Origin of the sequence: Paenibacillus sp. NRS-1782 (genome assembly GCF_050467685.1) — a bacterium.
GTDB classification, from domain to species: Bacteria; Bacillota; Bacilli; order Paenibacillales; family Paenibacillaceae; genus Paenibacillus; species Paenibacillus terrae_A.
The window spans coordinates 137,594-161,875 of record NZ_JBITPH010000018.1; the positions used below are offsets into that span (position 1 = coordinate 137,594).

Genomic DNA, 24,282 nt, shown 5'->3' on the forward strand with positions numbered 1-24,282 from the left:
TAGGAGCTATATCCACAAATATCATATAAATTAAAGGATGGATGCAAGTATGGGGATTCATACGTATTTTCGATCACTAAACGAGTTGGAAAGGATCATCCGCTGTCCAGGCAAGTTTAAATTTGAAGAACACAGCGTATCTGCTCATTCATGGAAAGTGGTACAGTATGCCAAAACGCTGGCTGATATTGAAGAGCGAAACGGCGTGAGCATTGACTGGAAAAAGCTTTATGAGATCACAAGTAGTCACGATTATGGGGAGATTTTTATTGGAGATATCAAAACGCCTGTTAAGCATTCCTCCAAGGAACTCCGGTTATTAATCCAGCAGGTCGAAGAAGGCATGATTGAGTATTTTATTGAAGAGAACATACCGGAGGATTTCAAAGCCATTTTCCGCAAACAGCTCCGAGAAGGCAAAGACAATTCAGTAGAAGGCTTGATCCTTGAAGTTGCTGACAAGATGGATCAGGTGTACGAAGCATTTGCCGAACTACAGCGGGGAAATACTGAAAAAGAATTTATAGTCATGTATCGTAATGCGCTCGTTAAAATCAAAAATATCCAATTAAAATGTGTTGATTATTTTCTGGAACATATTTTGCCGGATATGGTTAAGGAAGAAACGCCTTCATCCATTGATATTAAAAAGATTACGGAAGAAGCCTTAGCTCTGTAAATGAATTTTCTTACCGTCCAGAAGCGCTTCTGTTCATACATAAAAATAAAGAGCAATAAGTGGCAGTTGATTGAACTGCCCTTATTGCTCTATATGGTTTGGAGAATGTTATTTATTCCGAAAAAATAATTGCGAAGCTGTTTCAGAGTCGCCTTTTCGTGAACAACCAGGTAGACCTGCCAAATATTATTCACGACTTTGAAGCCCAGGCCATTCTTTTTCCTCCATCTTCAGCGACAGGCTGCCGCCGCTAATAATAGACTTATACGTAATCGAGGTCCCCATTAATCCCATAGTCGGTTTGCTGTGTGATCCGGCTTCTAATATTTTTATTTTGAATATTCGAAGCTGGCGTAATGATCACATGAAAACCATCGGACGTTTTGGTATAAGAGTAGTTTGTTGGCATTATGGGCAACCTCCTGATGAAGTATTTTGAAACCGAATCTCGCGCGATAATTCGTTTCTCATATATATAGGAAATTTACAGCCGTCTCTTACAACCTGGAAATCAAATTTTTCTAAAAATATTTGATATAGCGTGTACTGAGACAATGCTTGACTTAAAGTTAACTTTAAGTAGTAACATACTGGATGTAACGTGATGGTGATTAGAAAGGCCGATGACTATTCTTTCAATATAGGAGTTGATGGGAATTGAAAAAGAAACAACTGGGTAAAAGTGACCTTCAAGTATCTGCACTGGGTCTGGGCTGCATGGGAATGTCCGAATATTATGGCGAGTTGAATGATCAGGAGTCGATCAAAACGCTTCATCGTGCGTTGGAACTGGGGATCAACTTCTGGGATACAGCAGATGTCTATGGTGTGGGAGAAAATGAAAAATTGATCAGTCAAGTCCTGCGGAGCCACCGGGATGAGGTGGTATTGGCTACCAAGTTCTCCATTATGCGCGGAGAGGATGGGGGATTCTTGGGTGTAAACGGCCGTCCTGAATATGTGAAGGAAGCGTGTGACCGCAGTCTTCAAAGGCTGGGTGTAGATGTCATTGATTTGTACTACCAGCACCGTGTCGATCCGAATGTACCTATCGAGGAAACGGTCGGCGCGATGAGTGACCTGGTTCAGGCGGGTAAAGTCCGCTATTTGGGACTGTCCGAGGCTTCTCCTGCGCTCATTCGACGCGCCCACAAGGTTCACCCGATCACAGCCCTGCAAACGGAATATTCCTTATGGAGCCGGGAAGCGGAGGATGAGGTTATACCCGCTTGCAAGGAGCTGGGAATTGAGTTTGTAGCATACAGTCCGCTGGGACGCGGTTTTTTGAGCGGGCAAATTCAGAAGTTTGATGATTTTGCAGAAGACGATTTCCGTCGTACCGTGCCACGCTTTCAGCCTGAGAATTTCCAGAAAAATCTCGATCTCGTACAGCATATTAAGGACCTCGCTGCTCAAAAAGGGGTCAAGCCTGCTCAACTGGCCTTGGCATGGCTGCTTGCGCAAGAGGGAATTGTACCGATTCCAGGCACCAAGCGGGTTACTTATTTAGAGGAAAATGCGGGGGCAGTCGATATCGCTTTATCTACGGATGAAATGGAAAATATTAACGAGATCATTCCCAAAGGAATGGCAGCCGGCCTTCGTTATGCGGCAGAGCGGATGCCGAATTGGCAAGCCGAATAATTCCAGCTTTATAACCCAAAAAGCCGTCCTTAACGCGGATCGGCGCGGAAGGCGGCTTTGCGGGACATACATATACAGCTAAGGTCGAGGTTTGAAAATACCGAAAGGACGTCCTACAGGCAGGAATGTACGGCCAAAATGTGCATTCAGAACAGCGGCTCCTGTACCGTACAGCGAGAGTAGACCAATACCCATTTCAGCATAAGCGGCTATGGTATGGAAAATCTCTGGAGCAACGCCGAATGCATCAAAGCTAAGACCGAGGAACAGAAAATCAATCAAGACAAAGATAAAGAATAGGACCTTATGCGTCTCCATCGCTCCAATGGTCATGAATAGCGTGAAGATGAGATAGCCGGCAAAGGCAAAGCCGAGCTGCTTACCGTCTACAGCAGACGCCAGCTCAGGGCCGAATACACCCATTTTGATCATCCAGCTACTAGCTACGGCTAACCAGAAGAAGGCGTAAGCGCCAAAAGCCGTCATGCCAAAGGTGTTGTTATGCTTTGCATCCTGAATGCAGGCAAATAACTGCGCAAAGGCACCAAGGAAGATAGCCCAAGGGATGATGAAGCTCAAGCCCTCGGTGAGACCGAGCTTTTGGGATGAAGCGACAAGCGTTACAATAGCCAAGCCAAACAGACCGATCGCGCTCGGATCGGCCGTTACGATTTTTACGTTAGAATGAGATTCGTTTTGCATAAAAAAATAGAAGCCTCCAATAATGTTCAAATACGCGTCAATCTGCCGATGCCAGAATCACACTGACATATTGTAACGGAAACAGAGGAACTAGCATAGTACATAATTCTGCTACCGATTGCGGTTGCCTGTATTCACATTATTGCTCCCACCCTCAATACTGACTGATTTGCCTGAAGTATCTGTGATGTTGTCCCTAATTTCATTGGAGCTGGAATCAGTGACACGTATTCCTATGTTGGAAAATCCGGAGTACGTGGTCATTTCGTTACCCATAATTTTGTTGTTGTTTGCGTTAGCAAGGCGAATGATTGTGTCAGGATTAAGTGAAGAATTGGTTTGAAAAAACTCATTGTCTGTAAAAGTATTGCCGTCCGATTGAACCAGCAGACCTTGCAGGGATGGATTTTTTATCGTATTTTTGTATACAATATTATCTGTTGCTCCAGTCAGTACAAAGATTCCCCGAGGATAATTTTCAATTACATTATTGTTGACGGTGTTATGGGCACCATTATTAGGGATGCGAATGCCTGCGTAGCCGTCAGATTGATGGGTCTTGTTAATAATTTGGTTTCCGGTGACCGTCGTGTAGGTTGCGCGTGACAGATTGATTCCACTGCCGCCGCCCGAATTGGTAATTTGGTTATTCGTAATTTTGACGTTACGAAACTCGCCTGCCGGATAGCTTTCATGTCCGGTGGCAATGGCATGTCCATTATTCCGGTCAAAGCGGCTGTTGGTAATCTCTGAATCTCTGGTTCTGCGAAGTAAAGCTCCGATGGTTGTGTCACGAATCTCTACTTGATCCAGCGTGAGGTGCGAGACGGCTACATCTATAATCATACCGCCTACCTGACTTTCGTCACGGGCTTCACGATTCGCACGGTCTGCATCAATGGTGAGATTCGACAGCTTCACGTCTAGTCGGTCAGAATTGTTTCGTAGAATCGGATTCCCAATCACGTATTGGTTTTTAGACCCTGTTTTTTTGAAAATCGTTTTGCCCATTCCGTCACCGTTCAGACTAACTCCGGCGTATAAACGAATCGATTCGTCAACCATGTACGTGCCTTTTGGGAAATAGACCGTTCCCTCTGTACCACGATCATAAAAATACTTCAATGCATTTTGAATTTCCCTGGATTGTGAGGATTTCGAATTGGGTTTAACACCAAAATTCTTGGCATTAATCACGTTGTCGGCTGCCTGGGCCATATGCAGGTTTCCTCCTATAGAGCCTTGAATAACGAGTGCAACGACAGCTACCAGCAACAAGCTGAGCCTGCCCTTGCGATTAAAAATCCTAGACATTGTAAACACTCCTCCTAACAAGATTGTTGAAACAATTACATAACCACCTTTAATATATCGGTTAAAATGGGTTTTATTTCAAGTCTTTACTACAATAAAATTACAGAGCCACTAACTTTCAGCTTGCTTTAATTTTATTTTCAGCTTGACCGGGTACAATCAAGGCAATTTTTCTGGGGAGGACACATAACGAATGAAAACGAAAAAGACCGTTTGGATTCCAGCAATAATCGCAGTGACGGCAGCAGCTCTGCTCGTAATCTACTATTACCACATGTCTTCGGTTTCCAGCGGCGTAAGTAACCTGCCTACAGGGCCTGTGGGAGGACGTCCCGGTGGAGAAGGAGGCGGGGGCAACGGGGAAATATTCAAGACTTTGGGTACGATCTCCGTATTCCTTGGCGCGGCCGTTTTTTCTTGGTTCTGGTTTAAGAAGAAGCTAAGATCTCCATCGATATGGGTCAGAAAAGCCGGGAAGTTGTTACATTCCCTGCATAAGCTGCTGGGTTGGGCGACCTTGATCCTGATTGCTGTTCACGGTATCTATTTCCTGATTACCAAGCTTCAAGATCACAAAACCTACACCGGGCTTGCGGGCTTTGCCATTCTGCTGGCAATCGCCGGGTATGGCTTCTTCATTAACAAAGTGCGTAACAAGTGGATGCGGACCGTGCATCGTTTGCTGGGATTGCTTTGGGTTCCCGTGTTGCTGCTACATGCTGGCGGATCCGCGATCATGGCGGTCATCGCCAGCCTTGCAGTGGGGGTTCTTGTCTGGGTACTGGAAAGAATGGCGGCGAAACCGACGAAGCCTGTCCCGGGGGACGCTCTCTGATGATCTTGAATGGTGTTACGTCGGGATTTGTGATAGTATTTACACCTATATAGAATGAGGAAGTGACATAGTGATAAACATAACGATTCCAACCCCGGACATCACGATTACCAAACAGGCTAACCCTGAACTGAGCCATATTTACGGATTTACGGATTTCCACCTGATTCCCAGAGATAAGAGCGGTATTTTTATGTTCTACAACGCGCAGGAGGAATTGTTGTTCGTTGGTAAGGCAAGAAAGCTGAGACAGAGAATCAAAAAGCATTTTGAAGACACTGTATCGCCGATTAAGGACAATCGCAACGAAATGGCGATTATTGAGGTTTGTATTGTAGAGGATGCGGTAGAGCGAGAAATCTATGAAACCTACATCATCAATGCACAGAAGGCTAAATATAACGTCGAAAAAGTGTTTTTTAAGTAATAAAGCAACTTCCGTGTGAACATAAAGAGCAATAAGTCGCAGTGATTGTACTGCCCTTATTGCTCTTTTGTATTACTGTATTGAGATCCTTTCAGTGAGGGTGACGTGGTATGAATAAAACAGACCGTCTGCTAGCGATCTTGCTAGAGTTGCAGCGTAAGGATATTTTACGAGCCGAGGATTTGGCGGCTATATTCGAAACGAGTGTAAGAACCATCTATCGGGATATTCAGGCTCTAAGCGAATCGGGCGTACCGATTGTAGGAGCGCCGGGCATTGGATATTCCTTGATGGAGGGGTATTTCCTGCCCCCAGTGAGTTTTACCGTAGAAGAGGCTGTGGCATTGCTAATCGGGACGGATTTTGTCGAACAAAAATTTGATGCAAATTACGGAACCAAGGCGCAGGCTTCCCGAAGGAAAATTGAAGCCATTTTACCAGAGAGCGTTCGCAGGGAAGTTTCCCGGGTGCGTACGACCATCAGGCTGCTCGCGGTAGGTGAAGGGGCAAACCGTAGAGAGAAAACCTATTTGGAAACGCTGCGTCTCGCTATATTGGAACAACGGAAGATACGATTCGGCTACTCCAAAAGATTGCCAGAGGCTGACGGGAATCGTCAAAGTGTGTGTGTGGTCGCCCCCTATGGTCTTGTACTGATTCGTGGTTCGTGGGTGTTAATTGGACAATGCGAATTGCGGCAACAGCTCCGCCATTTCCGTTTGTCTCGGATGGACGAGCTTATCGTGCTGGAGGACGGCTTTCAGTTCCCCGCCGATTTTAAATTGCAGGATTACAAGCAAGCAGATGATCGCCATATATACGTTCGCATACTAGCCCGTCCTGAGATTGCTGATAAAGTGAAGGAAGCGAACAATTTTTACATGGAGGCTGTAGAGGAGCATCGGGATGGACTGCATGTACTCTTCCGTGTCAGACAGCCGGAGGAGCTATTGCAATGGATACTAGGGTGGGGTGCAGATATGGTCGTGCTGGAGCCTGAATCGCTCCGGGATCGGGTACGAACAGAAGTCGAAAAAATGTTGAAATGCTACTGACATAAGGCTGTCAGTAGCATTTGTGTATAGTAAAGCTACTTGAAGGAGAGGGGCAGTTCATAGTATATGAATACAACTGAAACATTGCAGCGCTTTGAACAAACGGTACAACACTATCTTCTTGAATTGGACCACTTTAGCTTGGAGCAATTGCAGTACACACCACAGGAAGGCGAATGGTCGCTTGGACAAATGTACCTTCATTTGGTGAACTCTGCTCTTTATATGCATCTTAAGAACATTGACCTTTGTCTACAGCCTGATGGAGAGATGGGGACTAAAACGGAGGCAGGCACGGCCATTTTTAATCTGGGAGGCTTTCCGCCAATACGTATCCAAGTCCCACCATCCCCGCAGTACACTCCCCCGCAACCCACAAGCAAAGAAGAAATTGTGGAGGGATTAAACGTTGTGATCCACAAAATGAGAGAGATTGAGCCGACCGTTGGGAAATCAACAGGGCCGTCTACCGTCAATCATCCCAGATTCGGTGCATTGAATGCTGGAGAGTGGTTTGCGCTCATCGAGATGCATTATCGTCATCATCTTTTGCAGAAGGAGCGCTTGAAGCACGCAATAGCCGATTGATCGTCTCCCGGCGCAGCCCGATGAACTGACCAATTTCCTCCTGTGTCAGCACGTCCGTTAACGTGGCGGGGGCGATATAGGAGTGGAACCAGCGTTGAAGCTTCCGAAGCTTCTCGGCAGGTGACACCTCGGTGAGCTGGTCAATTCGTTGCTGCATCATGCGCAACTTGTCCTGTAGCTGCAAAGCGATAGCCCGACATTGAGCCGGGTCCTGCTCCAGCGCCTGATACCATTCTTTTTGCGACAGAACCTCAACCTCAGAGGTTACCAGTGCCACCGCTGTACCATAATAAGGATTGGGACTGATCAGGGAGTGGTGCGGGATAATTTCATCGGGCACAATAACGTTGACTAAAATTTGTGAGCCGTCCTCATGGACTCGAATGATTTTTAACAAGCCACTCTTTAATAGATACAGAGGGCCGGATTCTCCTTGTCGAAATAGGGTCTCCCCTTTGTGTAATATCATGAACGTGAACAGCCTCCATTTCATGTATTTCGGTTTTTAGATGAACCCGCCTGGATCGTAATTTGTTTGCTTCTTCTTGGCAAGCTGACGGGTAAAATGCCAAAATCAGCGTGAAGTGCTATGGCTTTGTTTAAGAGATTCCTCTTTTTTCTAAACGAATTCAAAGGAATAAACAGAAACCCTACAACAGTGATTCGATGACAGAATCTATTTCAAAGGGCTCCGTTGTTGATTCAAATCTTCCATTTACATGACCATCGCGATCGATCAGAAACTTGGAGAAATTCCACTTGATCCCGTCACCAGCGTATATTTCCGGATACTTATCCCGCAGGAAATCCTCCATCCATTGACCGTCCTTGGTCTGGGTATCGAAGCCTTGAAAAGGTGCCTGTTGTGTCAGATATTGAAATAAAGGATGAGGAGATGGACCTCTTACATCCGTTTTCTCAAATAGCGGGAATGTTACTCCATGGTTAATTTGGCAGACTCCCTGAACCTCCGAATTGCTACCCGGCTCTTTTTCATTGAATTGGTTACAAGGAAACGCGAGAATTTCAAAACCCTGTTCCCGTCGACTTTCATAGAGCTTCTGTAGATCCGCGAATTGACGGGAAAAGCTACATTTGCTGGCTGTGTTTACGATGAGGAGAACTTTTCCGCTGTAGTCTGACAGTTTAATCGGCTTCCCGTTAATTGAGGTTGCTTGAAAATCATAAATAGACATATTAAAGTCCCTCCTCATATTACTTTTTTATACATCATATATCCAGAGTGTCTATTGGTCTAATATATTATTCGAATGACCTTTATAGGTAGAAGGGGGTTCGCCTCTTTTATAGCAAACTGTGGCATTCGCCGTTACCAAGATAGAATATGGATGCATATTCATGTAATGCGTGCAAAAACCCAACAGAATCGAGGGATACTCGTGCCCATTGGAAAGATGATTCAATATAAGGAAATGCGACAACATCCCGTTTTAAGTTCTTATCTGCCGGAGACCCAGTGGATTAGCAATGCAAGAACTTTGCGTATGCTGGACGAATATCGGACGGTTTTCATTAAGCCTAATTATGGAAGCGGGGGGACTGGTATCATACGGGCCAAAAAGCTAGGGAGGAGGTATGAGATACGTTGCGGCTCCAGTCGAAGAATTGTCAGATCCCACGCAGTGAGAAGAGCAATCAGGATCCACAGGAGGCCTCATCGTCGTTATTTGGTACAACAAGGACTTCGGTTAGCGAAGTACAAAGGCTCGATTTTTGATGCTCGAGTGTATATGCAAAAGCCGGAATCGGAATGGATCATTTCAGGAATAACCGGGCGTGTGGCAGCACCCTCCAAGGTTGTGACCAATTACCGCAAAGGAGGACATGCGGCACCCTTGTCCAAAGTGCTTTTAAAGGTCTTTAAAAATGACAGAACGAAAATGCAAGAGACTCTGGATCAGATCACCGAACTTTCTAAAATGGTTGCCAACACGATAGATAAAAATCATCCGTTTCGCGAGCTGGGTATTGATCTTGCTATTGAGAAGAATGGTCAAATCTGGATTATTGAGGCCAATCCGCATCCCGGACATAAGTTGTTCAAGCAGCTCCCCAATCATAAGATGATTCGCAACATTTTGAGAAACAAACGTCGGATTGAAAAACATTAGTATAAAGTTATACTCCATTTTTTCAGCCTGAATCAGGCCCTCATCAAGAGCCGAATTCAGGCTGATGTGTTATTTTGTCTTGTTTTATAGTGTGGTCATTGGCCTCGCGGTTCAACATATTCAATAAAAGTGCCATCCGGGTGCTCTACAAAAATACTCGGCCCCACAGGGAAATTTTTGAACAACTGTATGATCGTTTAACTCAATTGGAGCAACAAGAGGAAGAACGTATATTAGTCGAACGTATAGAAAGTCTTGATCGGGACCCAGCATCCGCGAAATCTTGGAAAGATATCCGTCGAACTACCTAAACTGAATGAAAGAATTGTTTGATATTCGTTTACATGAGGCTGCGGAAAAAGAATATAACCAGATGGATGGTTCAGTTCTTGATGAGGTCAATAAAGTCAATGAAGGAGTTAGTATTCCGGTATGGAAAAGACAAATGATTAGAATGGTGAAGATCATTATAGAAGCAGACTATCCTCACTTGGGAGACAGTCTGCTTTTTTAAAAGGTGCCTTTTGATATAATCTGGACTGCTGTTAACTACATGAGTCCCTCTTCCTTCATGCTAATGAACGTTTTGTCTCCTAATATGACATGATCCAGCAATTCGATGCCGAGTAAAAGGCCTGCGTCTCGTAATCGGAGTGTTGTGCTTACATCTTCTGAGCTAGGAACAGGTGTACCTGAGGGATGATTATGACAGGCAATGATAGATGCAGAGTTTGCAAGTACGGCGAGTTTGTAAGTTTCTCTGGGGTGAACCAATAAGGTATTCAATGTACCACAAGATACTTGGTGTAGCGCAGTGGGCTCATTTTTAGTATTTAAACAAAGAATGCAAAAGGCTTCACGATCATAGTCACCGATAAATCTTCTGAATAATCCGACTGCATCCTGAGGTGAGCTGATAATTCGGTTAGGATAAAGTAACGAAGTTTTTTCCCGAACTATACGCAAAGTTATGATTTCTACACGTTTGGCAGGTACACGCTTAGGTTTATTCATTTTGCGATCTCCTTTTGATACTTTATAAATATGTAATTTTTGGATTTTTATTTCGTAGCGTTTTGTGACCTCGGCATGTTCATTACCTCATTTAAGAATAACCGAGGTAACCCAAAGGATTAACCCTCTATATATGTTGATTTACTGCATTTTAACATCTAAAGATAATAATATAGCAGTATTTGTGAATAATCTTTTATTGGGGGGCTGGATCAGGAGATGGCTCTACAGGTTTTGAAATCGGTATTAGAGTGGGAGAAACACAAAAATCAATAATTTACAGCAATGAACCGACTGCCGTGGGCAATCGGTTCATTGTTTTACTTTTTCATAACCGGAATCCATACTTCGCAGCGATAGTCCTCAGCCCGCGAGTCCCCCATCATATATACCTCCAGCTCGGGTCCGCCTGAATGCTCATAAAACGTGAACTTCTCTTTCCCATTCTTCCCTGCTCACCGATCCGGACGCCAGGCGCGAGTAACGCTAAAAAAAGACGCTTCTGGTTTCCCAGAAACGTCTTTAATAATCTTCAATCCATAAAGATACATATATAAATAACACGTAAGCTACAAGAAAGAAAGCAATCACACTAAGGAGAAGAATCCATATAAGACGGGTTTTAAATGGGGACAGAATTTTTTTTAATGGTCTTAGGATTTTCTTATGGGTAGGCAGCAACTCATATTCTAATTTTTTTAAAATCCGTTCCGCTTTTTCTTCATCTCTAATTAAAAGTTCACTCCATAATTGTTCATATTGCTCTCGAATGACTTCTTTAGTAGAACTATCTTTTAGTAAAACCATTTGTGACCTCCATAGATCATAAAGTAGCAAGAAGACCTGAAGAACTGTTCCCTAGTCTTCAGATCCCCTTGCAGCTAATTTTAATTTCCGTATACATGCCCTCTTAATTTCACGGAATTACCAAGTTCCTCATTTGTAGCTCTTACGTGCACACCAGAATACTGAGTACCTGTGTATATCGTATTATAAAAAGCCGCGCCATTCCAAGTATTAAAACCAGTTTGGAATACCTGCCCGTAAGCATCATCACCAAAAATACTTTTTTTCACAATACTATACCGAACAGCACACTTTGACATGCTTCCAGAAATTTGCTGCCACCCCGTAATACCTACTCTGTCCTCAGTCATGTTAAACTGACCACTATAAATAGAAGCACCCGCACTGACCCATTGTGTATCACTACCATAACTTGTAAGCTCAGTAGATAAAGGTTTGACAGACGAGGTACTATTCTCTTCTGATTGAGACTGAATTAATTTTTCAACCTTTTTGCTTTTTGTCTCTTGCCCGCCTACCAGTACCTTCCAACTATCGCCCTTTTTAATGATGGGGTATGTGACTGTATTTATTGAACCATCATCTTTTCTAGTTAATTCAACCGTAGCAGTATAGTTGTCATCAGAAGCTGAAACGACATTTTTGATGCTGACATCAGAAAATGGATTATTGCTTACTGATTCCTTATACTCTTTCAATTGTTCCTGTTCACTATTAAATCTCGTATCTACCACCCATTTTGCGGCTTCCGAAGCATCTCCGGATATTGCGGCTTCCACATAGTTTTTTATTGATTGTTTGGCTAATTCTTCATTAGAAGCACTCTCGGCGCCAGTAAGACCAGGAAATACGGACATTGCAAGCAAAGGAATCAATAACATTGTCTTTTTATTTTACCATTAAAGCTTAAAAATTTCATTCATATTCCACCCTATCTTTTTTTTTACATAAATACATTCTTTTGAATTATTTGATATGATTAAGCTTTTCTCAAACTACAACGTGAACCCTAAGAAACAACGCAAAGAAGTCTCCAGACCTGAGGCCCAGAGCTTTCTTTGTTTAGGTCAGTTATTATTTTGCGTCCGAAGGCAATGAACCGGCTACGCCCCAAATTTCCACATTAACTTTGTTTGTACCACCTCGGAACTGAATTGTATATCGTCCAGAACGCAAACCGTCCGAAATTCCCGCATCAGTACTTCTCCAAACTGTTTCACTGTTTTTGCTGATTGTCTTGCCGTCAATATACACTTTACCAGAATCGTTGTGCTGTACAGTAAAATCAACCGGGGCATTAACATAGTTCCTAATGCGCAATTTAACATGCCCAAAACCCTTAGCAACCTCGAAGCTACCTGATGCAGTTGCACTTCCCCCTACAGTAAAGTTAAAAGAATTCCCCACGCTCTGAGGAGTTACTACATGGTCACCAGTAGTTGTTGTACTTGCATCTTGGGTCGCTGTAGTGGATATATTCGCAGAAATCTTATCAGGATGATAAAGTCTGTCTAGTACGTCAGCAGGGGGAACAGGATCGTAAGTAACGCTTTCGTTTGGAATAGGGGCATCGTGATCAGCAAGCACACTATTTGTAATAACAACAGTTAATACACTAGCACTTACTGCCAAAATAATGAGCCCCCAAGTTGTTGCTTTGAATTTCACAGCCACACATCCATTCTAATTATTTTGTAAACCCATTTCCTGATATGAAAAGTCAATAGGCGTGACAAATCCCGTCCATTATTGAAAGAATAGGATAGGAAGTGTAACTGTTGAACATTCAGAATCTCACGAACTAAAAAGGACGCTCCAGATCAATTCCAGAGACGTCCTTCGTGACTTTTCTGTTTTTCAGTAGCATTGTTTTAAAAAATCAGAAAGTTGCTGGCCCTACTCAGTTGTTATTGGTAAGCAGGTGCAAGGTAAGTATTGCGAACATTCGTAGCGACAAAATCCCATGAGCTTATTCTTTGTCCAGTGTAATCATCATACTGAACGGCTCTATACTTTTTAAGAGTTAAGTCAGCCGAAACCCCTAGTCTACTAAATCTACTCGGGTCTGCCGGGATTTGCGTTGCTACTGAATACAAGTACGAAACTCCGACAGTAAAAGATACATCGTCGTATTTTAGCGTAGTAGAAGCGGTATAGGTTTCCCCACTATTAACTGTATAATTACTTGCTTTGGCCCAGTAAGGAGTATTCTTATGATAATTGATAAATTGGTGATCTCTTGTAGTACCTGAAATAAACGTGTTGTCAATGTGGGTACTGGAAGGCCGTATTACAGAGTCGACAGCTTCTAACTGGACTGTGGTATTCTTATCATTTGAGGCAGCTACGTAAGAATCATAATCTTCTTTTGTCAAAAAGGACACTACATCGCCGTTATCCAAAGAAACCGTTTTATAGGCTCCATCAACCACAATAGTCGCAGAAACAACATCCGGTTGGGGTACTGCTGCATCATTTTGTGCTGCGTAAATGTTAGGTGTACCCACAACAAAAAGCAGTAAAGCAGAAAGAATAATCGCGAATTTTTTCATAAGATTTCCTCCTGGTCATATATTTACATTATAATGATAACAATAACATCTGTTTTGCGGACGTTTTATCACACTTCATAAAGGAGAGATATACATGTATTCCGTAAGCGGCACCATAGCTTTAATATCAAGCATGTCTATGTTCTGGCTTTTATACTATTTAGAACACATCAGTTCCGCAGGGTTTAATGATGCTTTTTACTTATTCCCACTGATCTTAATTGTTCTTTGTATTTATTTTTATTGGAAGGATCATGATGCAAAAAAGTAGGTGATCCTTCATCTCATTATCCAGACACTTATATCCCCTCCCTTCTTGACCGGTTGATGCACACATTCGGTCTTGGGTGGCATTTTCGCTGCCCTTGACCCGGTCACTCTACCGATTGATCTTGCTTCGTATGTCACTACATTTTCACAGCCAGGACTCCTTTCCAAACAAGTAGCTTAAATACCTTGTTAAGTGATATTTATACAAATTCCTATGCACTATTGAAGTAGATAGGAGGTGTATACATCTTGCGTTACAAAAATACATAAATTTTTAATTAATGGTAATCATTTCAATAATAATTATATCACACGATTTCTGTTTTTCTACGCAAATGTTCAATAATCCCCTATAAATGAATCCCCTCTCCTAGATAGCTAGCCTCACAAAGCTTTTAACAAGCTTGTATTTCCATTTCCTGTTAATGTATTTTTATTTTAAAAAAGCCATTATATAGAATGATTATATTAGTTAGATGAGAGGAGGGATAGTTCCGCATAAACAGCATCCGTTTTATTTACTTGAACGAAACCAGCGTCATGCTAAGGCAAGAAAAACAATGTAGGTGATGTAGCTTTGAAAGCATGAGGATGTTTGGTTATATCAGTTGGGTCAGCTTCTTGGTCTGGAACATACGGTTGTACTGATTTATCAGTTCATCCAAAAGCATAGACTGTTCAAGCACACAGGCATGTCCGAAACCATACTGTTTCGTACAGATCATGCAATCGTTGCCGGGCATCTTCCAACTGTCGATTTAACGTTTCATCTGTATTCATAGCGCATTTCCTCCTAATGTATCTCATTTTAGGATGGAATGTGGAAATATGAATGGCTGTTTTAGCAATCAAAAATCAGCAAAATATAGCAAAAAAAGACCAGCGGCTAGGCTGGTCAATGGTAATAAAATTAAAAACCGGATCACATTCCACCAATGTGACCTTGAGTTTCAATCGTGCCAGGGCTTGAGTGTCCAGGAATTGGATAATCAGCTTGAGATTGTGATGCGAATACCAGTAAAAAGCTAATTACCGCCAAGAAGAAAACCATCTTTTTGATCAATTTTTTCCCATAGACTGTGCAACTGATCTCGTGTTTCAGAAACGGCATACGCTTTGAATCGTTCAAATAACATTGCACAATTATGCGAAAGTAGTCCTTTATTAATGAATTCAGCCTTTTCCCATGCATTTAGCAGACATTTGAAACCATATGGATATCTACCTTTATTTAGGCTATATTTTGCTAGTTTATACCAAAATCGTACGTATTCCTCTGGTAAAACTTGTTGTGTGAATACGTCATCCGATGAAGATTCATGATAGTTTACGATTTGGGATTCAAAACGCTTGAGGATATGATCCACATCAATATTGTATCTATTGGCCGTTTCCATGACATTTAGGAGTTCAGCAAAAATGTGTTGTTCGCCTGCTATATACTCTACATAATCGGGCAAGATACTAATATCTCCAGACATAAGCTTGTTTACGTACGTATTAATTTTCGCCCATTGCTGATATTGATTCTTCCAATAAAGTGAATCTGGGTCATTCTCCTTTACCCAACTTAGATCAGCATAACCGCGAATGTGTGCTAATGCTTGTTCATGATCTCCTTTTGCATCGCAAGCATTAGCACACAGCAGCTTAGAATAAGCTATGTAGGCAAACAGCGGCTTACTTGGACTTTTCTGCGGCTCTGTTCCTTTTCGCTTAGAGTTATGAACCAAATCATATTGAATTTGTCCTAATTGACCCATTTGGTATGCAAATTCATAAACCTTGTCCCACAGGCTTAATGATCTATACACGTTTGCTAAATCTTTTAAGGCATCCAGTTGATCTATCTCATGTAAGCGATGGACAAACGTCTCAAACTTATTCGCTGCATTCAAGTTAAGATTCTGATCCTTTCCAACCGCAATCTGAAACAACCGATAATGGGACAAGGCAAGTCGTTCGGAATGCTGCTGCTTTTCACTCTCGGCTATATTTTCATACAGGTAAGCGGCTGCGTCCTGATACCCATTTTGGAAAGAAGCTTCGGCTAATTCAAAAAGGTTGGGAAGATAGCCAAGATTATCTAGTAGAACACTTACCACTCGCTGCAAACAATCCAGTCGATGAAACTGCACACATCGGTACAGGAAGGGGCAAATTCTTCGCCAGTTAATCGGTTCATCTACAGTGCACTCTTCAACATACCGTTCATAAAAATGATCCGGTGGTAAATTCATGCCCGCAGTAATGAGATCCAATTGGTAAACGGAAATAGGACGGTTGCTCGTCAGAATGCCACTTATCGTGCCGGGATTCAAGCCTGCGATGTGCCCAAATTGAGTCTTGCTCAAGCCTTTTTCTTTCCTTAATTGTACCATCTTTTGGAATAATAATAAATACTTCTATTTTATTGCTTTTTATCTTGGTAATAGGGAGTTGTTTCAATGACAAATATAGCAATGACAAGAAAGATAGACTCGCTAGGACGATTCGGATTGCCTAAAGAAATACTATATATGGTTGATATTAGACCAGGCGATTCAGTGGAAATTTTTATGGATGCAGAAGCGAGCACAATATCACTAGGTAAATACATCGGCCAATCCTGTAAATTTTGCCAATCAACCGAGGTATTAAGCACCTTTAAAAAATCTCTCATATGCAATGAATGTAAAAGTCAATTGATAGCTACTCAAAAGGATAAACGGAATCCACAACCAAAAGAGGTGATGACACAGCTGCTTTTGGTTTTGCTAGAAAAGTACCCTGACGCTACACAACAGGATTATTCTGATATGTTACGCATACCAATAGCTCGTTTAAGGAATCTTTGTCAAACAATTACACAGAACAAAAATAATGAGAAAGAGATTAAGTCCAATCCGGGCATCAATTCTACCATACTCAAAAGGAGAGGTTAGCATTGAAAAATACAGGTATGATACGCTCTCTAGATACGTTATTTCGGATCGTTATCCCCAAAGAAATGCGCGTAACCATGAACTTGGAGGTTGGTGATGGTATTGAATTTCTTGTGGATGATGAAGGGAGCTTCTTTGGTCTGCAAAAGTATGTCGGCACTTCTTGTAAGCTGTGTGGCTCAATTGAACGTCTAACCTATTTCAAGGGCAAGCTTTTATGTACGAACTGCATAACTGAAATGAAGGGGAATATAGGCATTAGTACAATACCAGTGCCCAAGATTAAGGAGCCAAGACAAAGAGAAAAACGAACGTATCAGCCGGCACAAAACTTGATCGAAAAACTAAGAGAATTGATGCGTGAACATCCCAATGCCAAGCAAAGCGAATACGCCAAATGGATTGGCGTTTCGCAAGGCCGTATATCTCAACTCAAAAAGTTATTGTAGGCTGACCGAGATCCATTTTCGATCATTTTCCGAGCAATTGTATACAACAAAAAAATGCCTGCTTGCGTAGCAAACACATCGAGAAATTCAAACAGTATGAAAAACCACCGGATAGTTAGGCTCTCGAACCTATCCCGGGTGGTTTTTCTGTCTCGTACTTGCTTATAGATGTTTATCAGCTTTGTTATGGGTTTACTTTTTCATAACCGGAATCCATACTTCGCAGCGATAGTCCTCAGCCCGCGAGTCCCCCATCATATATACCTCCAGCTCGGGTCCGCCTGAATGCTCATAATGGCTGGCAGGGAACCATTCCTGAAAAATTCTTTGCCATACCTTTTGAATCGTATGAGGCATAGGGCCGATGGATGTAAACACAGCCCAAGTTTCGGCTGGGATGGTTCTGAACTCTAATCCGTTGGAGGTGGCTACGTCCTCACTGCCTTCGGCGGCAATCAGGTACGTGAATTTCTCTTCCCCATGCTTGAAATCCAAACAAATACCGAGGATATCCTCGCTTGTTCCCAAGGCTTGAATCCGATCCGATGTACCATCCGCGTTCAGCTCGTCCCAGAATTTCGGGATTTCCCGGAAATTTTCACCGTCTTTCGTTGTGACTTGGATGGACTTCCCAATGACCGTAAAGGCCGCTTTCTCTACAATTTTATAATCCATATCCTGATCTCCCTTCAACGATAGATGGAAGGTAATACGTGGAAAGGCTTTCAGGTTCACCCCAGGGCTTCTGGCCTCAGAGGGAGATATACCATGTACCTTACGGAACGCTTTAGAAAAAGATTCAGGGGAATCATATCCGTATTTGAACGCTATATCCAGGACCTTGGTGGTAGAAAGACTTAATTCCTGTGCAGCCAGGGTCAATCGACGCTTACGTACATATTCGGCTACCGTGACGCCGGTAAGCATATGAAACATACGTTGAAAATGAAAGGGAGACGAATAGGCTGCCTTTGCAATTTCGTCGATATCCAGTGGCTGCTGCATTCTTTCTTCTATCAGATCCAGTGCGTTCTTGATCCGAAGTAACCATTCCAACCGCATCACCTTCCTTGGATGTAATCATATCATTAGCGGTGTCCGTAATCCTGTCTTTGCGTGCTCTTGTCGAACAGACTCTGTCGCCTAGTTTAATGGGACATACACTCTGTTTCAAGTCGGAATTTCATACTGAAATTTTGGAAGCTCCAATTCGCCTGCCCCCCTTGTGTTCATAATTAAAATTTGGGACAATGAAAGAAGCGTTTGAATAGCGAAGACTGCTTAAACATGCTATGATGCAATGATGGCTGAGACGAATTTTAACGTTTTGAAAAGAGGATCGAACATGAAAAAAGAATCCATTTATGGATTAACACTAGATCAGTTGACAGCATGGCTCATCGAGCATGGACATAAGAAATCCCGGGCGTTGCAGGTATGGGACGCACTTTACCGGAAACGGATTACTGATTTTGCCGCGATGACGGAGGTTCATGAGAACTGTACCCGCCTGTTGGCAGAGCATTTTCCAATTGAAACACTGGAAGAGCATGTGAAGCAGCAGTCTACGGATGGGACGGTCAAATTCTTGTTCCGTCTTCAGGATGGAAATCTGATTGAGACAGTATTGATGCGGCACAAGTTTGGGCTGTCGGTATGTGTGACCACGCAGGTGGGCTGTAACATCGGGTGCAGCTTTTGCGCGAGCGGGCTGTTGAAGAAGAGTCGTGACCTGTCCAGCGGTGAAATCGTCGAGCAGATTATGAAGGTGCAGCTGTATCTGGATCAGGAACGTCCGGGCGACCGGGTCAGTCACGTCGTTGTGATGGGGATTGGCGAGCCGTTTGATAACTTCGTGAACCTGTCCGACTTTATCCGAGTCATTAAGGATCATAAAGGACTGGCGATTGGTCCGCGTCATATTACAGTGTCCACAAGCGGACTTGCCGATAAAATTATTGAATTTGCCGATTCCGATCTGCATGTCAATCTGGCGATTTCCCTTCATGCGCCGAATAATGAGACTCGTACCCGCATTATGAAGATCAATCGGGCGATTCCGATTGAGAAGCTGATGGAGGCGATTGATTACTATCTGGATAAAACAAATCGTCGGATTACGCTGGAGTATATTTTGCTGAAGGATATTAATGATACCAAGGAGCATGCGCTGGAGTTGGCTGAGTTGGTAGGCCACCGTCGTAATTTGGCAAATGTAAACCTGATTCCATACAATCCGGTGGATGAGCATAGCCAATACCAGCGGAGTGAGTCGGAGTCGATTACGGGCTTCTATGATGTTCTGAAAAAACAAGGCATTAGCTGTAGTGTTCGGCTGGAGCATGGAGTCGACATTGACGCGGCTTGCGGACAGTTGCGCAGCAAGCAAATCCGCAAGGATGCAAAAGGGAGTCGCAGTCCGGAACGCGAAGCGATTAGTTAATACAGAAGCGTACTCTTTAACAGGAGTACGCTTTTTTATGCCTGGACTATTGAAAGAAAAGCGCTCCTACCTAACTTAGTCTATGAATGTGAAAATAGTCACGTAATTGCGGCTGTTTTTACGTTATAGTGAGTGGTTAGTGGAGGGGTTATATGGCTAACGTAATTTCGAATGTGGCGCTCGTTCCGGGCATTTATGTGATGAAAATAGAGGGAACCTTTACAGGGAAAATGGGCCAGTTTTACATGCTGCGTACCAGTATCGGTTACCCATTGCTACCTAGACCTATCAGCATTTACGATATCGGGGATGAGGACATTTCCTTTTTATATCGGGTTGTTGGAGAAGGGACAAGCCTGTTTTCCCGGTTGCAGCCGGGGCAGGAGATCCAGCTGGAAGGACCTTTCGGCAATGGCTTTCCTCAGGTAGAAGGCAGCTTGGCGTTAGTAGGCGGTGGAATGGGCACGGCACCCTTGCTGCTGGCTGCAAAGCATTATCCGCATGCACATGTTTATTTGGGATTTGCGCAGCAAGCCTTTGGGGTGAATGCTTTTGAAGCTGTGGCAGCATCTGTGCAAGTCAAGGTAGGGGGAAGCATCGTCGAGAAGGTCGATCCTCATCTCTATGCGAATATGTTTTCCTGTGGGCCGACTCCGATGCTACAAGCGCTTGCAGAGAAGACAGAAGGCTCGTCATCCCGTTTATATATTTCAACAGAAAGACATATGGCCTGTGGTATTGGCGCGTGTTTGGGCTGCACCATGCATACCCGTGGAGGTAATAAGAGGGTGTGTAAGGAAGGGCCTGTATTCCCGGTAGAGGAGGTGGATTTTGATGATCTCCATGGCGTGTAATATTGCGGGCGTACCGTTCAAGAACCCGATCATCATGGCATCCGGTACATTTGGCTTTGGACGTGAGTATGCGGAATTTTACTCTCCTGATCTGTTGGGGGGCATCGTCGGCAAGGGATTAACCCTTCATCCGAAGGCGGGCAATACCGGATCACGCATACATGAAACAGCATCCGGTATGCTCAATAGCGTGGGACTGGAAAATCCAGGTGTTGCGGCCTTTTTGAAGGATGAGCTGGATGATATGACGCGCTGGAACACGGCTGTGATTGCTAATGTGGGTGGCTCGAATCTGGAGGAGTACGTTCAGGCTGTAGCCATGATTACGGAAAATGCGCAAAAACGGCGCACGATGAACCGCAGAGGCGTCGATATGCTGGAACTGAACATTTCCTGTCCCAACGTAAAGCAGGGCGGAATGCAATTCGGCATCCAGACGGAGGTGGCGCGGGACGTAGTACGGCAGGTGCGCAACGTAACGGCGCTTCCGCTAGTCGTGAAGCTGTCCCCAAATGCAGAGAATATTACGCAGATGGCGGTCATGTGCGAGGAAGAAGGCGCAGATGGCGTCTCGCTGATCAATACCTTTTCTGCGATGAAAATTGATATACGTCGGCGGCGAAGTGTTTTTACGAATACGTATGCAGGTCTTTCTGGCCCGGCGATCAAGCCGATTGCCTTGCGCATGGTTCATCAGGTGGCGCAGGCGGTATCCATTCCGGTAATCGGGATGGGGGGCATCAGCTCGGTGGAGGATATTATCGAATTTACGATGGCAGGAGCAGCTGCGATTCAGGTGGGAACATACAATTTTGTCCACTTGCACGCAGGAGCCGAGCTGGTCTACGGTCTTGAACAATGGATGCAACGGGAAAAGGTGCAGACGTTGGACGAGATACGGGGAATCGTATAAAATACTTCCTCATTTTCATAATGAAAGCACATAGAACCTCCTTGTCTGTTCAAGACAAGGGGGTTTTATGTTTATATTAGTTATCCCTTATTCAGCATATTGTTTTATTTCAGATAGAGGCTACGTTTGTGGTCATTGGAGCTCTTAGAGTTTGCAGGTTAAGAGGGAAATTGTCAAACAATGTCGAATATATTAAGGGATTAATAGGACAGAAGACATGCTCTTCTTCCCAATGGAGAGCTTGAGAAAGAAGCTAGGTGATGGGATTGAGATTTAAAGGTAAGTCGAAACCGAGACGACAATTCAAAGTTTCGCTACAGTTTATGATTATTATTTTGGTTGTTTTAGTTATTATTATTTCCTTAATTATATCCTTGCTTCTCATTCGTAATTTCGTGATTAACAAGCATTTTGATAATACGAAGGAAAAACTTTCGGGTATTGCCAAGGTCATTGCAAGTGACAGCGATGTCATTCGAAATGTTGAGCAGGGAGTTCCTGTGAAGCAGATCCAGGACTATTCGCTCAGAGTAATGAATAACGTTAATGTAGATTTTGTTGTCATTCTGAACCGTGATTTAATTCGACTATCCCATCCGGATGAAACGATGGTTGGCAAACCGTTCTCTGATCTGAATGATGCCAGAAGAGCGCTATCCGGTCAGGGCCATTTTTCCGAAAATATAGGTATTTTGGGCTCAGGCTACCGATATTTTACGCCGATATTTAATAAACAGAATGAGGTCATTGGCATTGTATGTGTAGGACTGACCATGAGAACCCTGAATCATGATTTGATGCAGGCGCAGTATACCATTTTTGGAGGACTGATGCTTGGGCTCTTTAGTGGGGTTCTGGGCGCTATCATCCTGGCTCAAAAAATCAAAACAATTTTATTCGGGCTTGAGCCGCAAGAAATAGCAGCACGATTACGTGAAAAAGAAATTATTGAAAATGAGGTCGCTGAAGGAATTATAGCCATTTCGGCTGACAAGAAAATTATACTCATGAACAAAGAAGCTCAGGCCAAGTATCAACTGGCGAACCAGGACATGGAAGCCCCGATTGGCGAGCAGGTGGATACCAACTTTTATAATGTGCTCTTCAAGAGAGTGTTTGATGACAAGAAGAAGATCAAGGATCGCTCATTTTATGTGAATGGTATAGAAGTCATTGCGACAGTAACCCCTATATATATTGAAAATGAGTTTTTTGGGGCAGTTGCAACGCTGCGCGACCAATCCGAGATGATTCATCTTAGCAACCAGTTAAGTGGTACAAAATATTATATTAACTCCCTGCGCGGACAGACCCATGAATTTATGAACAAAATGCACGTGATATCCGGGTTGATTGAAATGAGGCAATATACAGAGGTTAGTCAGTATATCCAGCAGCTAAATCACCGGTATCAAAATGAGGTAGGCTTTCTGACCGAGAGAATTAAAGTTCCAGCATTAGCAGGTTTTATTATGGGTAAGATCAACGAAGCCAGCGAACAGAATATTTCGGTTCTTCTTGAAGAAAGCTCAAACGTCTCCAATGTGGAAATGCAGGACATCGTTCATGATGTCATACACATACTGGGCAATTTTTTTGACAACGCCATAGACTCGATTTTACAAAAAAAACAACCTGGTAGAATTGAGTTGAAATTGAACTATGAATGTGAGGGAAATGTATTCATTCTGAAAGTGAAAGATAATGGTATGGGGATTGATTATGAAATGCAAAAAAGAATATTCGAGCATGGCTTCTCAACCAAAGGTGAAGACAGAGGCTATGGCTTGAATCTGGTTAGAACCATGGTAGAAAATCATCAGGGGATCATTGAGCTCGACAGCCAACCGGGCCTGGGAACAAGTATATATGTAGAGTTGCCCTGTACATTGGAGGTGACAAATGAATGAAGGTTTTAATTGTTGAGGATGATCCCATGGTTGCTGAGCTAAATCAACAGTTTATTGAACGCATGGACAATTTGGATGTTGTATGTATGGCAGATACTGTTAAAAAGGCACAGGATTGTCTTCAAAAATGGACACCAGATCTGGTGTTACTGGACGTTTATTTACCCGGGAAAAGCGGGTTGACTTTATTATCACATATTCAGGAGCATCAGTATCACGCGTCTGTTATTTTAATTACGGCTGCAAAAGATATTCAAACGGTGAAGGAAGCTGTTTTTTATGGAGTTGCGGACTATTTAATTAAACCCTTTACATTCGAACGCTTTAAGCTGGCTGTTGAGAAAATCCAGCGTTTGGCTACGGTGATGGAGGAAGGGAACGGAATTAATCAAGCTGTCATTGATCACTATTTTAATAAAGAAGAGCATACGGGTATGGAGAAGAAAGAACCTTCTGAAAACCTATCCAAAAATCTTTCCAGAAACCTGTCCAAAAATTTGTCGAAACTGACCATGACCACGATACTGAAAAGCATCCAAGAGCTGGACGGTCCATTTTCCGTCGAAACCTTAGCTAGAGAAGTGGACTTGTCTCGTATTACGGTAAAAAAATATATCCAATTCCTGGTAGATGATAGCTTCTTGATTGAATCCATAGAATACCATAAGGTTGGAAGGCCGCTAATGCTCTATCAGGTGAATCCTAATTTAAAAGAACCGCTATTTCCATTGTAATTCTGGAAATAGCGGTTCTCTTTTGTCCAACGAGAG

28 protein-coding genes and 1 pseudogene are annotated in these 24,282 nt (G+C 43.2%); 15 read left to right on the forward strand and 14 right to left on the reverse strand.

Going from position 1 to position 24,282, the window contains the following annotated elements; genetic code table 11:
• The first annotated feature begins 49 nt into the window (after positions 1-49).
• A complete protein-coding gene (locus ACIFQM_RS07755) occupies positions 50-679 on the forward strand; it encodes a YfbR-like 5'-deoxynucleotidase (RefSeq protein WP_430044343.1) in 630 nt (209 codons plus the stop codon).
• A 262-nt stretch (positions 680-941) separates the two neighbouring features.
• Here the strand turns inward: ACIFQM_RS07755 and ACIFQM_RS07760 are convergent, their stop codons facing one another.
• Positions 942-1,088, reverse strand: coding sequence for a hypothetical protein (locus ACIFQM_RS07760; protein WP_430044341.1), 147 nt, complete (start codon positions 1,086-1,088; stop codon positions 942-944).
• A gap of 248 nt (positions 1,089-1,336) precedes the next feature.
• Between ACIFQM_RS07760 and ACIFQM_RS07765 the strand changes: the two genes are divergently transcribed.
• The gene (locus tag ACIFQM_RS07765; protein ID WP_430044338.1) at positions 1,337-2,323 is read left to right on the forward strand and encodes an aldo/keto reductase; all 987 of its coding nucleotides are present in this window, start codon (positions 1,337-1,339) and stop codon (positions 2,321-2,323) included.
• 78 nt (positions 2,324-2,401) lie between these two features.
• Here ACIFQM_RS07765 and ACIFQM_RS07770 read toward each other — a convergent pair whose 3' ends face one another.
• Both ACIFQM_RS07770 and ACIFQM_RS07775 read right to left on the reverse strand, forming a co-directional pair.
• Positions 2,402-3,025: an acetate uptake transporter gene (locus ACIFQM_RS07770; RefSeq protein WP_137060860.1), complete on the reverse strand. Its 624-nt coding sequence runs from the start codon at positions 3,023-3,025 to the stop codon at positions 2,402-2,404.
• A gap of 111 nt (positions 3,026-3,136) precedes the next feature.
• Positions 3,137-4,339 carry a right-handed parallel beta-helix repeat-containing protein gene (locus ACIFQM_RS07775; RefSeq protein WP_430044337.1) on the reverse strand — a complete coding sequence of 401 codons (1,203 nt, stop codon included), beginning with the start codon at positions 4,337-4,339 and terminating at the stop codon, positions 3,137-3,139.
• 193 nt (positions 4,340-4,532) lie between these two features.
• On the opposite strand from ACIFQM_RS07775, the gene ACIFQM_RS07780 reads away from it, so the two are divergent.
• The 4 genes from ACIFQM_RS07780 to ACIFQM_RS07795 all read left to right on the forward strand — a co-directional run bounded on the left by ACIFQM_RS07780 (position 4,533) and on the right by ACIFQM_RS07795 (position 7,244).
• Positions 4,533-5,174 carry a hypothetical protein gene (locus ACIFQM_RS07780; protein WP_430044335.1) on the forward strand — a complete coding sequence of 214 codons (642 nt, stop codon included), beginning with the start codon at positions 4,533-4,535 and terminating at the stop codon, positions 5,172-5,174.
• Positions 5,175-5,244: 70 nt separating this feature from the next.
• Entirely contained in the window at positions 5,245-5,601 is a 357-nt protein-coding gene (locus ACIFQM_RS07785; protein WP_430044334.1) for a nucleotide excision repair endonuclease, read from the forward strand.
• Positions 5,602-5,711: 110 nt separating this feature from the next.
• The gene (locus ACIFQM_RS07790; protein WP_430044332.1) at positions 5,712-6,656 is read left to right on the forward strand and encodes a helix-turn-helix transcriptional regulator; all 945 of its coding nucleotides are present in this window, start codon (positions 5,712-5,714) and stop codon (positions 6,654-6,656) included.
• A 66-nt stretch (positions 6,657-6,722) separates the two neighbouring features.
• Positions 6,723-7,244: a DinB family protein gene (locus ACIFQM_RS07795; protein ID WP_430044331.1), complete on the forward strand. Its 522-nt coding sequence runs from the start codon at positions 6,723-6,725 to the stop codon at positions 7,242-7,244.
• On the opposite strand, the gene ACIFQM_RS07800 is transcribed toward ACIFQM_RS07795, so the two are convergent.
• Together ACIFQM_RS07800 and ACIFQM_RS07805 are read right to left on the reverse strand one after the other, a co-directional pair.
• Entirely contained in the window at positions 7,177-7,713 is a 537-nt protein-coding gene (locus tag ACIFQM_RS07800) for a Crp/Fnr family transcriptional regulator (protein WP_342416027.1), read from the reverse strand. The two genes, ACIFQM_RS07795 and ACIFQM_RS07800, sit on opposite strands and share 68 nt — an antisense overlap.
• A 181-nt stretch (positions 7,714-7,894) precedes the next feature.
• The gene (locus ACIFQM_RS07805; RefSeq protein ID WP_430044329.1) at positions 7,895-8,440 is read right to left on the reverse strand and encodes a glutathione peroxidase; all 546 of its coding nucleotides are present in this window, start codon (positions 8,438-8,440) and stop codon (positions 7,895-7,897) included.
• A gap of 153 nt (positions 8,441-8,593) precedes the next feature.
• Between ACIFQM_RS07805 and ACIFQM_RS07810 the strand changes: the two genes are divergently transcribed.
• Together ACIFQM_RS07810 and ACIFQM_RS07815 are read left to right on the forward strand one after the other, a co-directional pair.
• Positions 8,594-9,376: a YheC/YheD family protein gene (locus ACIFQM_RS07810; RefSeq protein ID WP_430044328.1), complete on the forward strand. Its 783-nt coding sequence runs from the start codon at positions 8,594-8,596 to the stop codon at positions 9,374-9,376.
• 316 nt (positions 9,377-9,692) lie between these two features.
• Positions 9,693-9,890 (forward strand): hypothetical protein, encoded by a 198-nt coding sequence (locus ACIFQM_RS07815; protein ID WP_430044326.1) that lies wholly within the window; start codon positions 9,693-9,695, stop codon positions 9,888-9,890.
• A 35-nt stretch (positions 9,891-9,925) separates the two neighbouring features.
• Here the strand turns inward: ACIFQM_RS07815 and ACIFQM_RS07820 are convergent, their stop codons facing one another.
• The 8 genes and pseudogenes from ACIFQM_RS07820 to ACIFQM_RS07855 all read right to left on the reverse strand — a co-directional run bounded on the left by ACIFQM_RS07820 (position 9,926) and on the right by ACIFQM_RS07855 (position 16,400).
• On the reverse strand, positions 9,926-10,390 hold the full coding sequence (locus tag ACIFQM_RS07820; protein WP_430044325.1) for a JAB domain-containing protein: 465 nt from the start codon (positions 10,388-10,390) through the stop codon (positions 9,926-9,928).
• A 320-nt stretch (positions 10,391-10,710) separates the two neighbouring features.
• A pseudogene (locus tag ACIFQM_RS07825) lies at positions 10,711-10,812 on the reverse strand (AraC family transcriptional regulator); the annotation flags it as partial.
• 100 nt (positions 10,813-10,912) lie between these two features.
• Positions 10,913-11,197, reverse strand: a complete 285-nt coding sequence (locus tag ACIFQM_RS07830; protein WP_430044323.1) for a hypothetical protein — start codon at positions 11,195-11,197, stop codon at positions 10,913-10,915.
• Between the two features lie 80 nt (positions 11,198-11,277).
• On the reverse strand, positions 11,278-12,072 hold the full coding sequence (locus tag ACIFQM_RS07835; protein WP_430065217.1) for a hypothetical protein: 795 nt from the start codon (positions 12,070-12,072) through the stop codon (positions 11,278-11,280).
• Between the two features lie 199 nt (positions 12,073-12,271).
• Entirely contained in the window at positions 12,272-12,865 is a 594-nt protein-coding gene (locus ACIFQM_RS07840) for a hypothetical protein (protein ID WP_430065219.1), read from the reverse strand.
• 239 nt (positions 12,866-13,104) lie between these two features.
• On the reverse strand, positions 13,105-13,749 hold the full coding sequence (locus tag ACIFQM_RS07845; protein ID WP_283653896.1) for a hypothetical protein: 645 nt from the start codon (positions 13,747-13,749) through the stop codon (positions 13,105-13,107).
• Positions 13,750-14,618: 869 nt separating this feature from the next.
• Positions 14,619-14,744, reverse strand: a complete 126-nt coding sequence (locus tag ACIFQM_RS07850; protein ID WP_235332259.1) for an aspartyl-phosphate phosphatase Spo0E family protein — start codon at positions 14,742-14,744, stop codon at positions 14,619-14,621.
• A 300-nt stretch (positions 14,745-15,044) separates the two neighbouring features.
• Positions 15,045-16,400 carry a helix-turn-helix domain-containing protein gene (locus ACIFQM_RS07855; RefSeq protein ID WP_430044317.1) on the reverse strand — a complete coding sequence of 452 codons (1,356 nt, stop codon included), beginning with the start codon at positions 16,398-16,400 and terminating at the stop codon, positions 15,045-15,047.
• A gap of 66 nt (positions 16,401-16,466) precedes the next feature.
• Here ACIFQM_RS07855 and ACIFQM_RS07860 point away from each other — a divergent pair, with 66 nt between their 5' ends.
• Positions 16,467-16,943, forward strand: coding sequence for a hypothetical protein (locus ACIFQM_RS07860; RefSeq protein ID WP_430044315.1), 477 nt, complete (start codon positions 16,467-16,469; stop codon positions 16,941-16,943).
• A 2-nt stretch (positions 16,944-16,945) separates the two neighbouring features.
• A complete protein-coding gene (locus ACIFQM_RS07865; protein ID WP_430044313.1) occupies positions 16,946-17,392 on the forward strand; it encodes an AbrB/MazE/SpoVT family DNA-binding domain-containing protein in 447 nt (148 codons plus the stop codon).
• A 192-nt stretch (positions 17,393-17,584) separates the two neighbouring features.
• Here ACIFQM_RS07865 and ACIFQM_RS07870 read toward each other — a convergent pair whose 3' ends face one another.
• Positions 17,585-18,454, reverse strand: a complete 870-nt coding sequence (locus ACIFQM_RS07870) for an AraC family transcriptional regulator (protein ID WP_430065221.1) — start codon at positions 18,452-18,454, stop codon at positions 17,585-17,587.
• Positions 18,455-18,737: 283 nt separating this feature from the next.
• On the opposite strand from ACIFQM_RS07870, the gene rlmN reads away from it, so the two are divergent.
• The 5 genes from rlmN (at position 18,738) to ACIFQM_RS07895 (ending at position 24,246) form a co-directional block, all read left to right on the forward strand.
• Positions 18,738-19,835: a 23S rRNA (adenine(2503)-C(2))-methyltransferase RlmN gene (gene rlmN / locus ACIFQM_RS07875; RefSeq protein ID WP_430044309.1), complete on the forward strand. Its 1,098-nt coding sequence runs from the start codon at positions 18,738-18,740 to the stop codon at positions 19,833-19,835.
• Between the two features lie 152 nt (positions 19,836-19,987).
• On the forward strand, positions 19,988-20,689 hold the full coding sequence (locus ACIFQM_RS07880) for a dihydroorotate dehydrogenase electron transfer subunit (RefSeq protein ID WP_430044308.1): 702 nt from the start codon (positions 19,988-19,990) through the stop codon (positions 20,687-20,689).
• Positions 20,670-21,602, forward strand: coding sequence for a dihydroorotate dehydrogenase (locus tag ACIFQM_RS07885; protein ID WP_430044306.1), 933 nt, complete (start codon positions 20,670-20,672; stop codon positions 21,600-21,602). The genes ACIFQM_RS07880 and ACIFQM_RS07885 overlap by 20 nt, the downstream gene beginning before the upstream one ends.
• A gap of 260 nt (positions 21,603-21,862) precedes the next feature.
• Positions 21,863-23,512 carry an ATP-binding protein gene (locus ACIFQM_RS07890; RefSeq protein ID WP_430065223.1) on the forward strand — a complete coding sequence of 550 codons (1,650 nt, stop codon included), beginning with the start codon at positions 21,863-21,865 and terminating at the stop codon, positions 23,510-23,512.
• A complete protein-coding gene (locus tag ACIFQM_RS07895; protein WP_430044303.1) occupies positions 23,509-24,246 on the forward strand; it encodes a response regulator in 738 nt (245 codons plus the stop codon). Before ACIFQM_RS07890 ends, ACIFQM_RS07895 begins: the two co-directional genes overlap by 4 nt.
• Positions 24,247-24,282: the final 36 nt, after the last annotated feature.

Coding starts and splice junctions, on each gene's coding strand:
- ACIFQM_RS07770 (WP_137060860.1), bottom strand. CDS start 3,025: ATGCAAAACGAATCTCATTCTAACGTAAAAATCGTAACGGCCGATCCG.
- ACIFQM_RS07815 (WP_430044326.1), top strand. CDS start 9,693: ATGAAAGAATTGTTTGATATTCGTTTACATGAGGCTGCGGAAAAAGAA.
- ACIFQM_RS07855 (WP_430044317.1), bottom strand. CDS start 16,400: ATGGTACAATTAAGGAAAGAAAAAGGCTTGAGCAAGACTCAATTTGGG.
- ACIFQM_RS07850 (WP_235332259.1), bottom strand. CDS start 14,744: ATGATCTGTACGAAACAGTATGGTTTCGGACATGCCTGTGTGCTTGAA.
- ACIFQM_RS07820 (WP_430044325.1), bottom strand. CDS start 10,390: ATGAATAAACCTAAGCGTGTACCTGCCAAACGTGTAGAAATCATAACT.
- ACIFQM_RS07830 (WP_430044323.1), bottom strand. CDS start 11,197: ATGGTTTTACTAAAAGATAGTTCTACTAAAGAAGTCATTCGAGAGCAA.
- ACIFQM_RS07870 (WP_430065221.1), bottom strand. CDS start 18,454: ATGCGGTTGGAATGGTTACTTCGGATCAAGAACGCACTGGATCTGATA.
- ACIFQM_RS07780 (WP_430044335.1), top strand. CDS start 4,533: ATGAAAACGAAAAAGACCGTTTGGATTCCAGCAATAATCGCAGTGACG.
- ACIFQM_RS07790 (WP_430044332.1), top strand. CDS start 5,712: ATGAATAAAACAGACCGTCTGCTAGCGATCTTGCTAGAGTTGCAGCGT.
- ACIFQM_RS07885 (WP_430044306.1), top strand. CDS start 20,670: ATGATCTCCATGGCGTGTAATATTGCGGGCGTACCGTTCAAGAACCCG.
- ACIFQM_RS07805 (WP_430044329.1), bottom strand. CDS start 8,440: ATGTCTATTTATGATTTTCAAGCAACCTCAATTAACGGGAAGCCGATT.
- ACIFQM_RS07775 (WP_430044337.1), bottom strand. CDS start 4,339: ATGTCTAGGATTTTTAATCGCAAGGGCAGGCTCAGCTTGTTGCTGGTA.
- ACIFQM_RS07860 (WP_430044315.1), top strand. CDS start 16,467: ATGACAAATATAGCAATGACAAGAAAGATAGACTCGCTAGGACGATTC.
- ACIFQM_RS07760 (WP_430044341.1), bottom strand. CDS start 1,088: ATGCCAACAAACTACTCTTATACCAAAACGTCCGATGGTTTTCATGTG.
- ACIFQM_RS07890 (WP_430065223.1), top strand. CDS start 21,863: ATGGGATTGAGATTTAAAGGTAAGTCGAAACCGAGACGACAATTCAAA.
- ACIFQM_RS07845 (WP_283653896.1), bottom strand. CDS start 13,749: ATGAAAAAATTCGCGATTATTCTTTCTGCTTTACTGCTTTTTGTTGTG.
- ACIFQM_RS07800 (WP_342416027.1), bottom strand. CDS start 7,713: ATGATATTACACAAAGGGGAGACCCTATTTCGACAAGGAGAATCCGGC.
- ACIFQM_RS07795 (WP_430044331.1), top strand. CDS start 6,723: ATGAATACAACTGAAACATTGCAGCGCTTTGAACAAACGGTACAACAC.
- ACIFQM_RS07755 (WP_430044343.1), top strand. CDS start 50: ATGGGGATTCATACGTATTTTCGATCACTAAACGAGTTGGAAAGGATC.
- ACIFQM_RS07810 (WP_430044328.1), top strand. CDS start 8,594: ATGCATATTCATGTAATGCGTGCAAAAACCCAACAGAATCGAGGGATA.
- ACIFQM_RS07880 (WP_430044308.1), top strand. CDS start 19,988: ATGGCTAACGTAATTTCGAATGTGGCGCTCGTTCCGGGCATTTATGTG.
- ACIFQM_RS07895 (WP_430044303.1), top strand. CDS start 23,509: ATGAAGGTTTTAATTGTTGAGGATGATCCCATGGTTGCTGAGCTAAAT.
- rlmN (WP_430044309.1), top strand. CDS start 18,738: ATGAAAAAAGAATCCATTTATGGATTAACACTAGATCAGTTGACAGCA.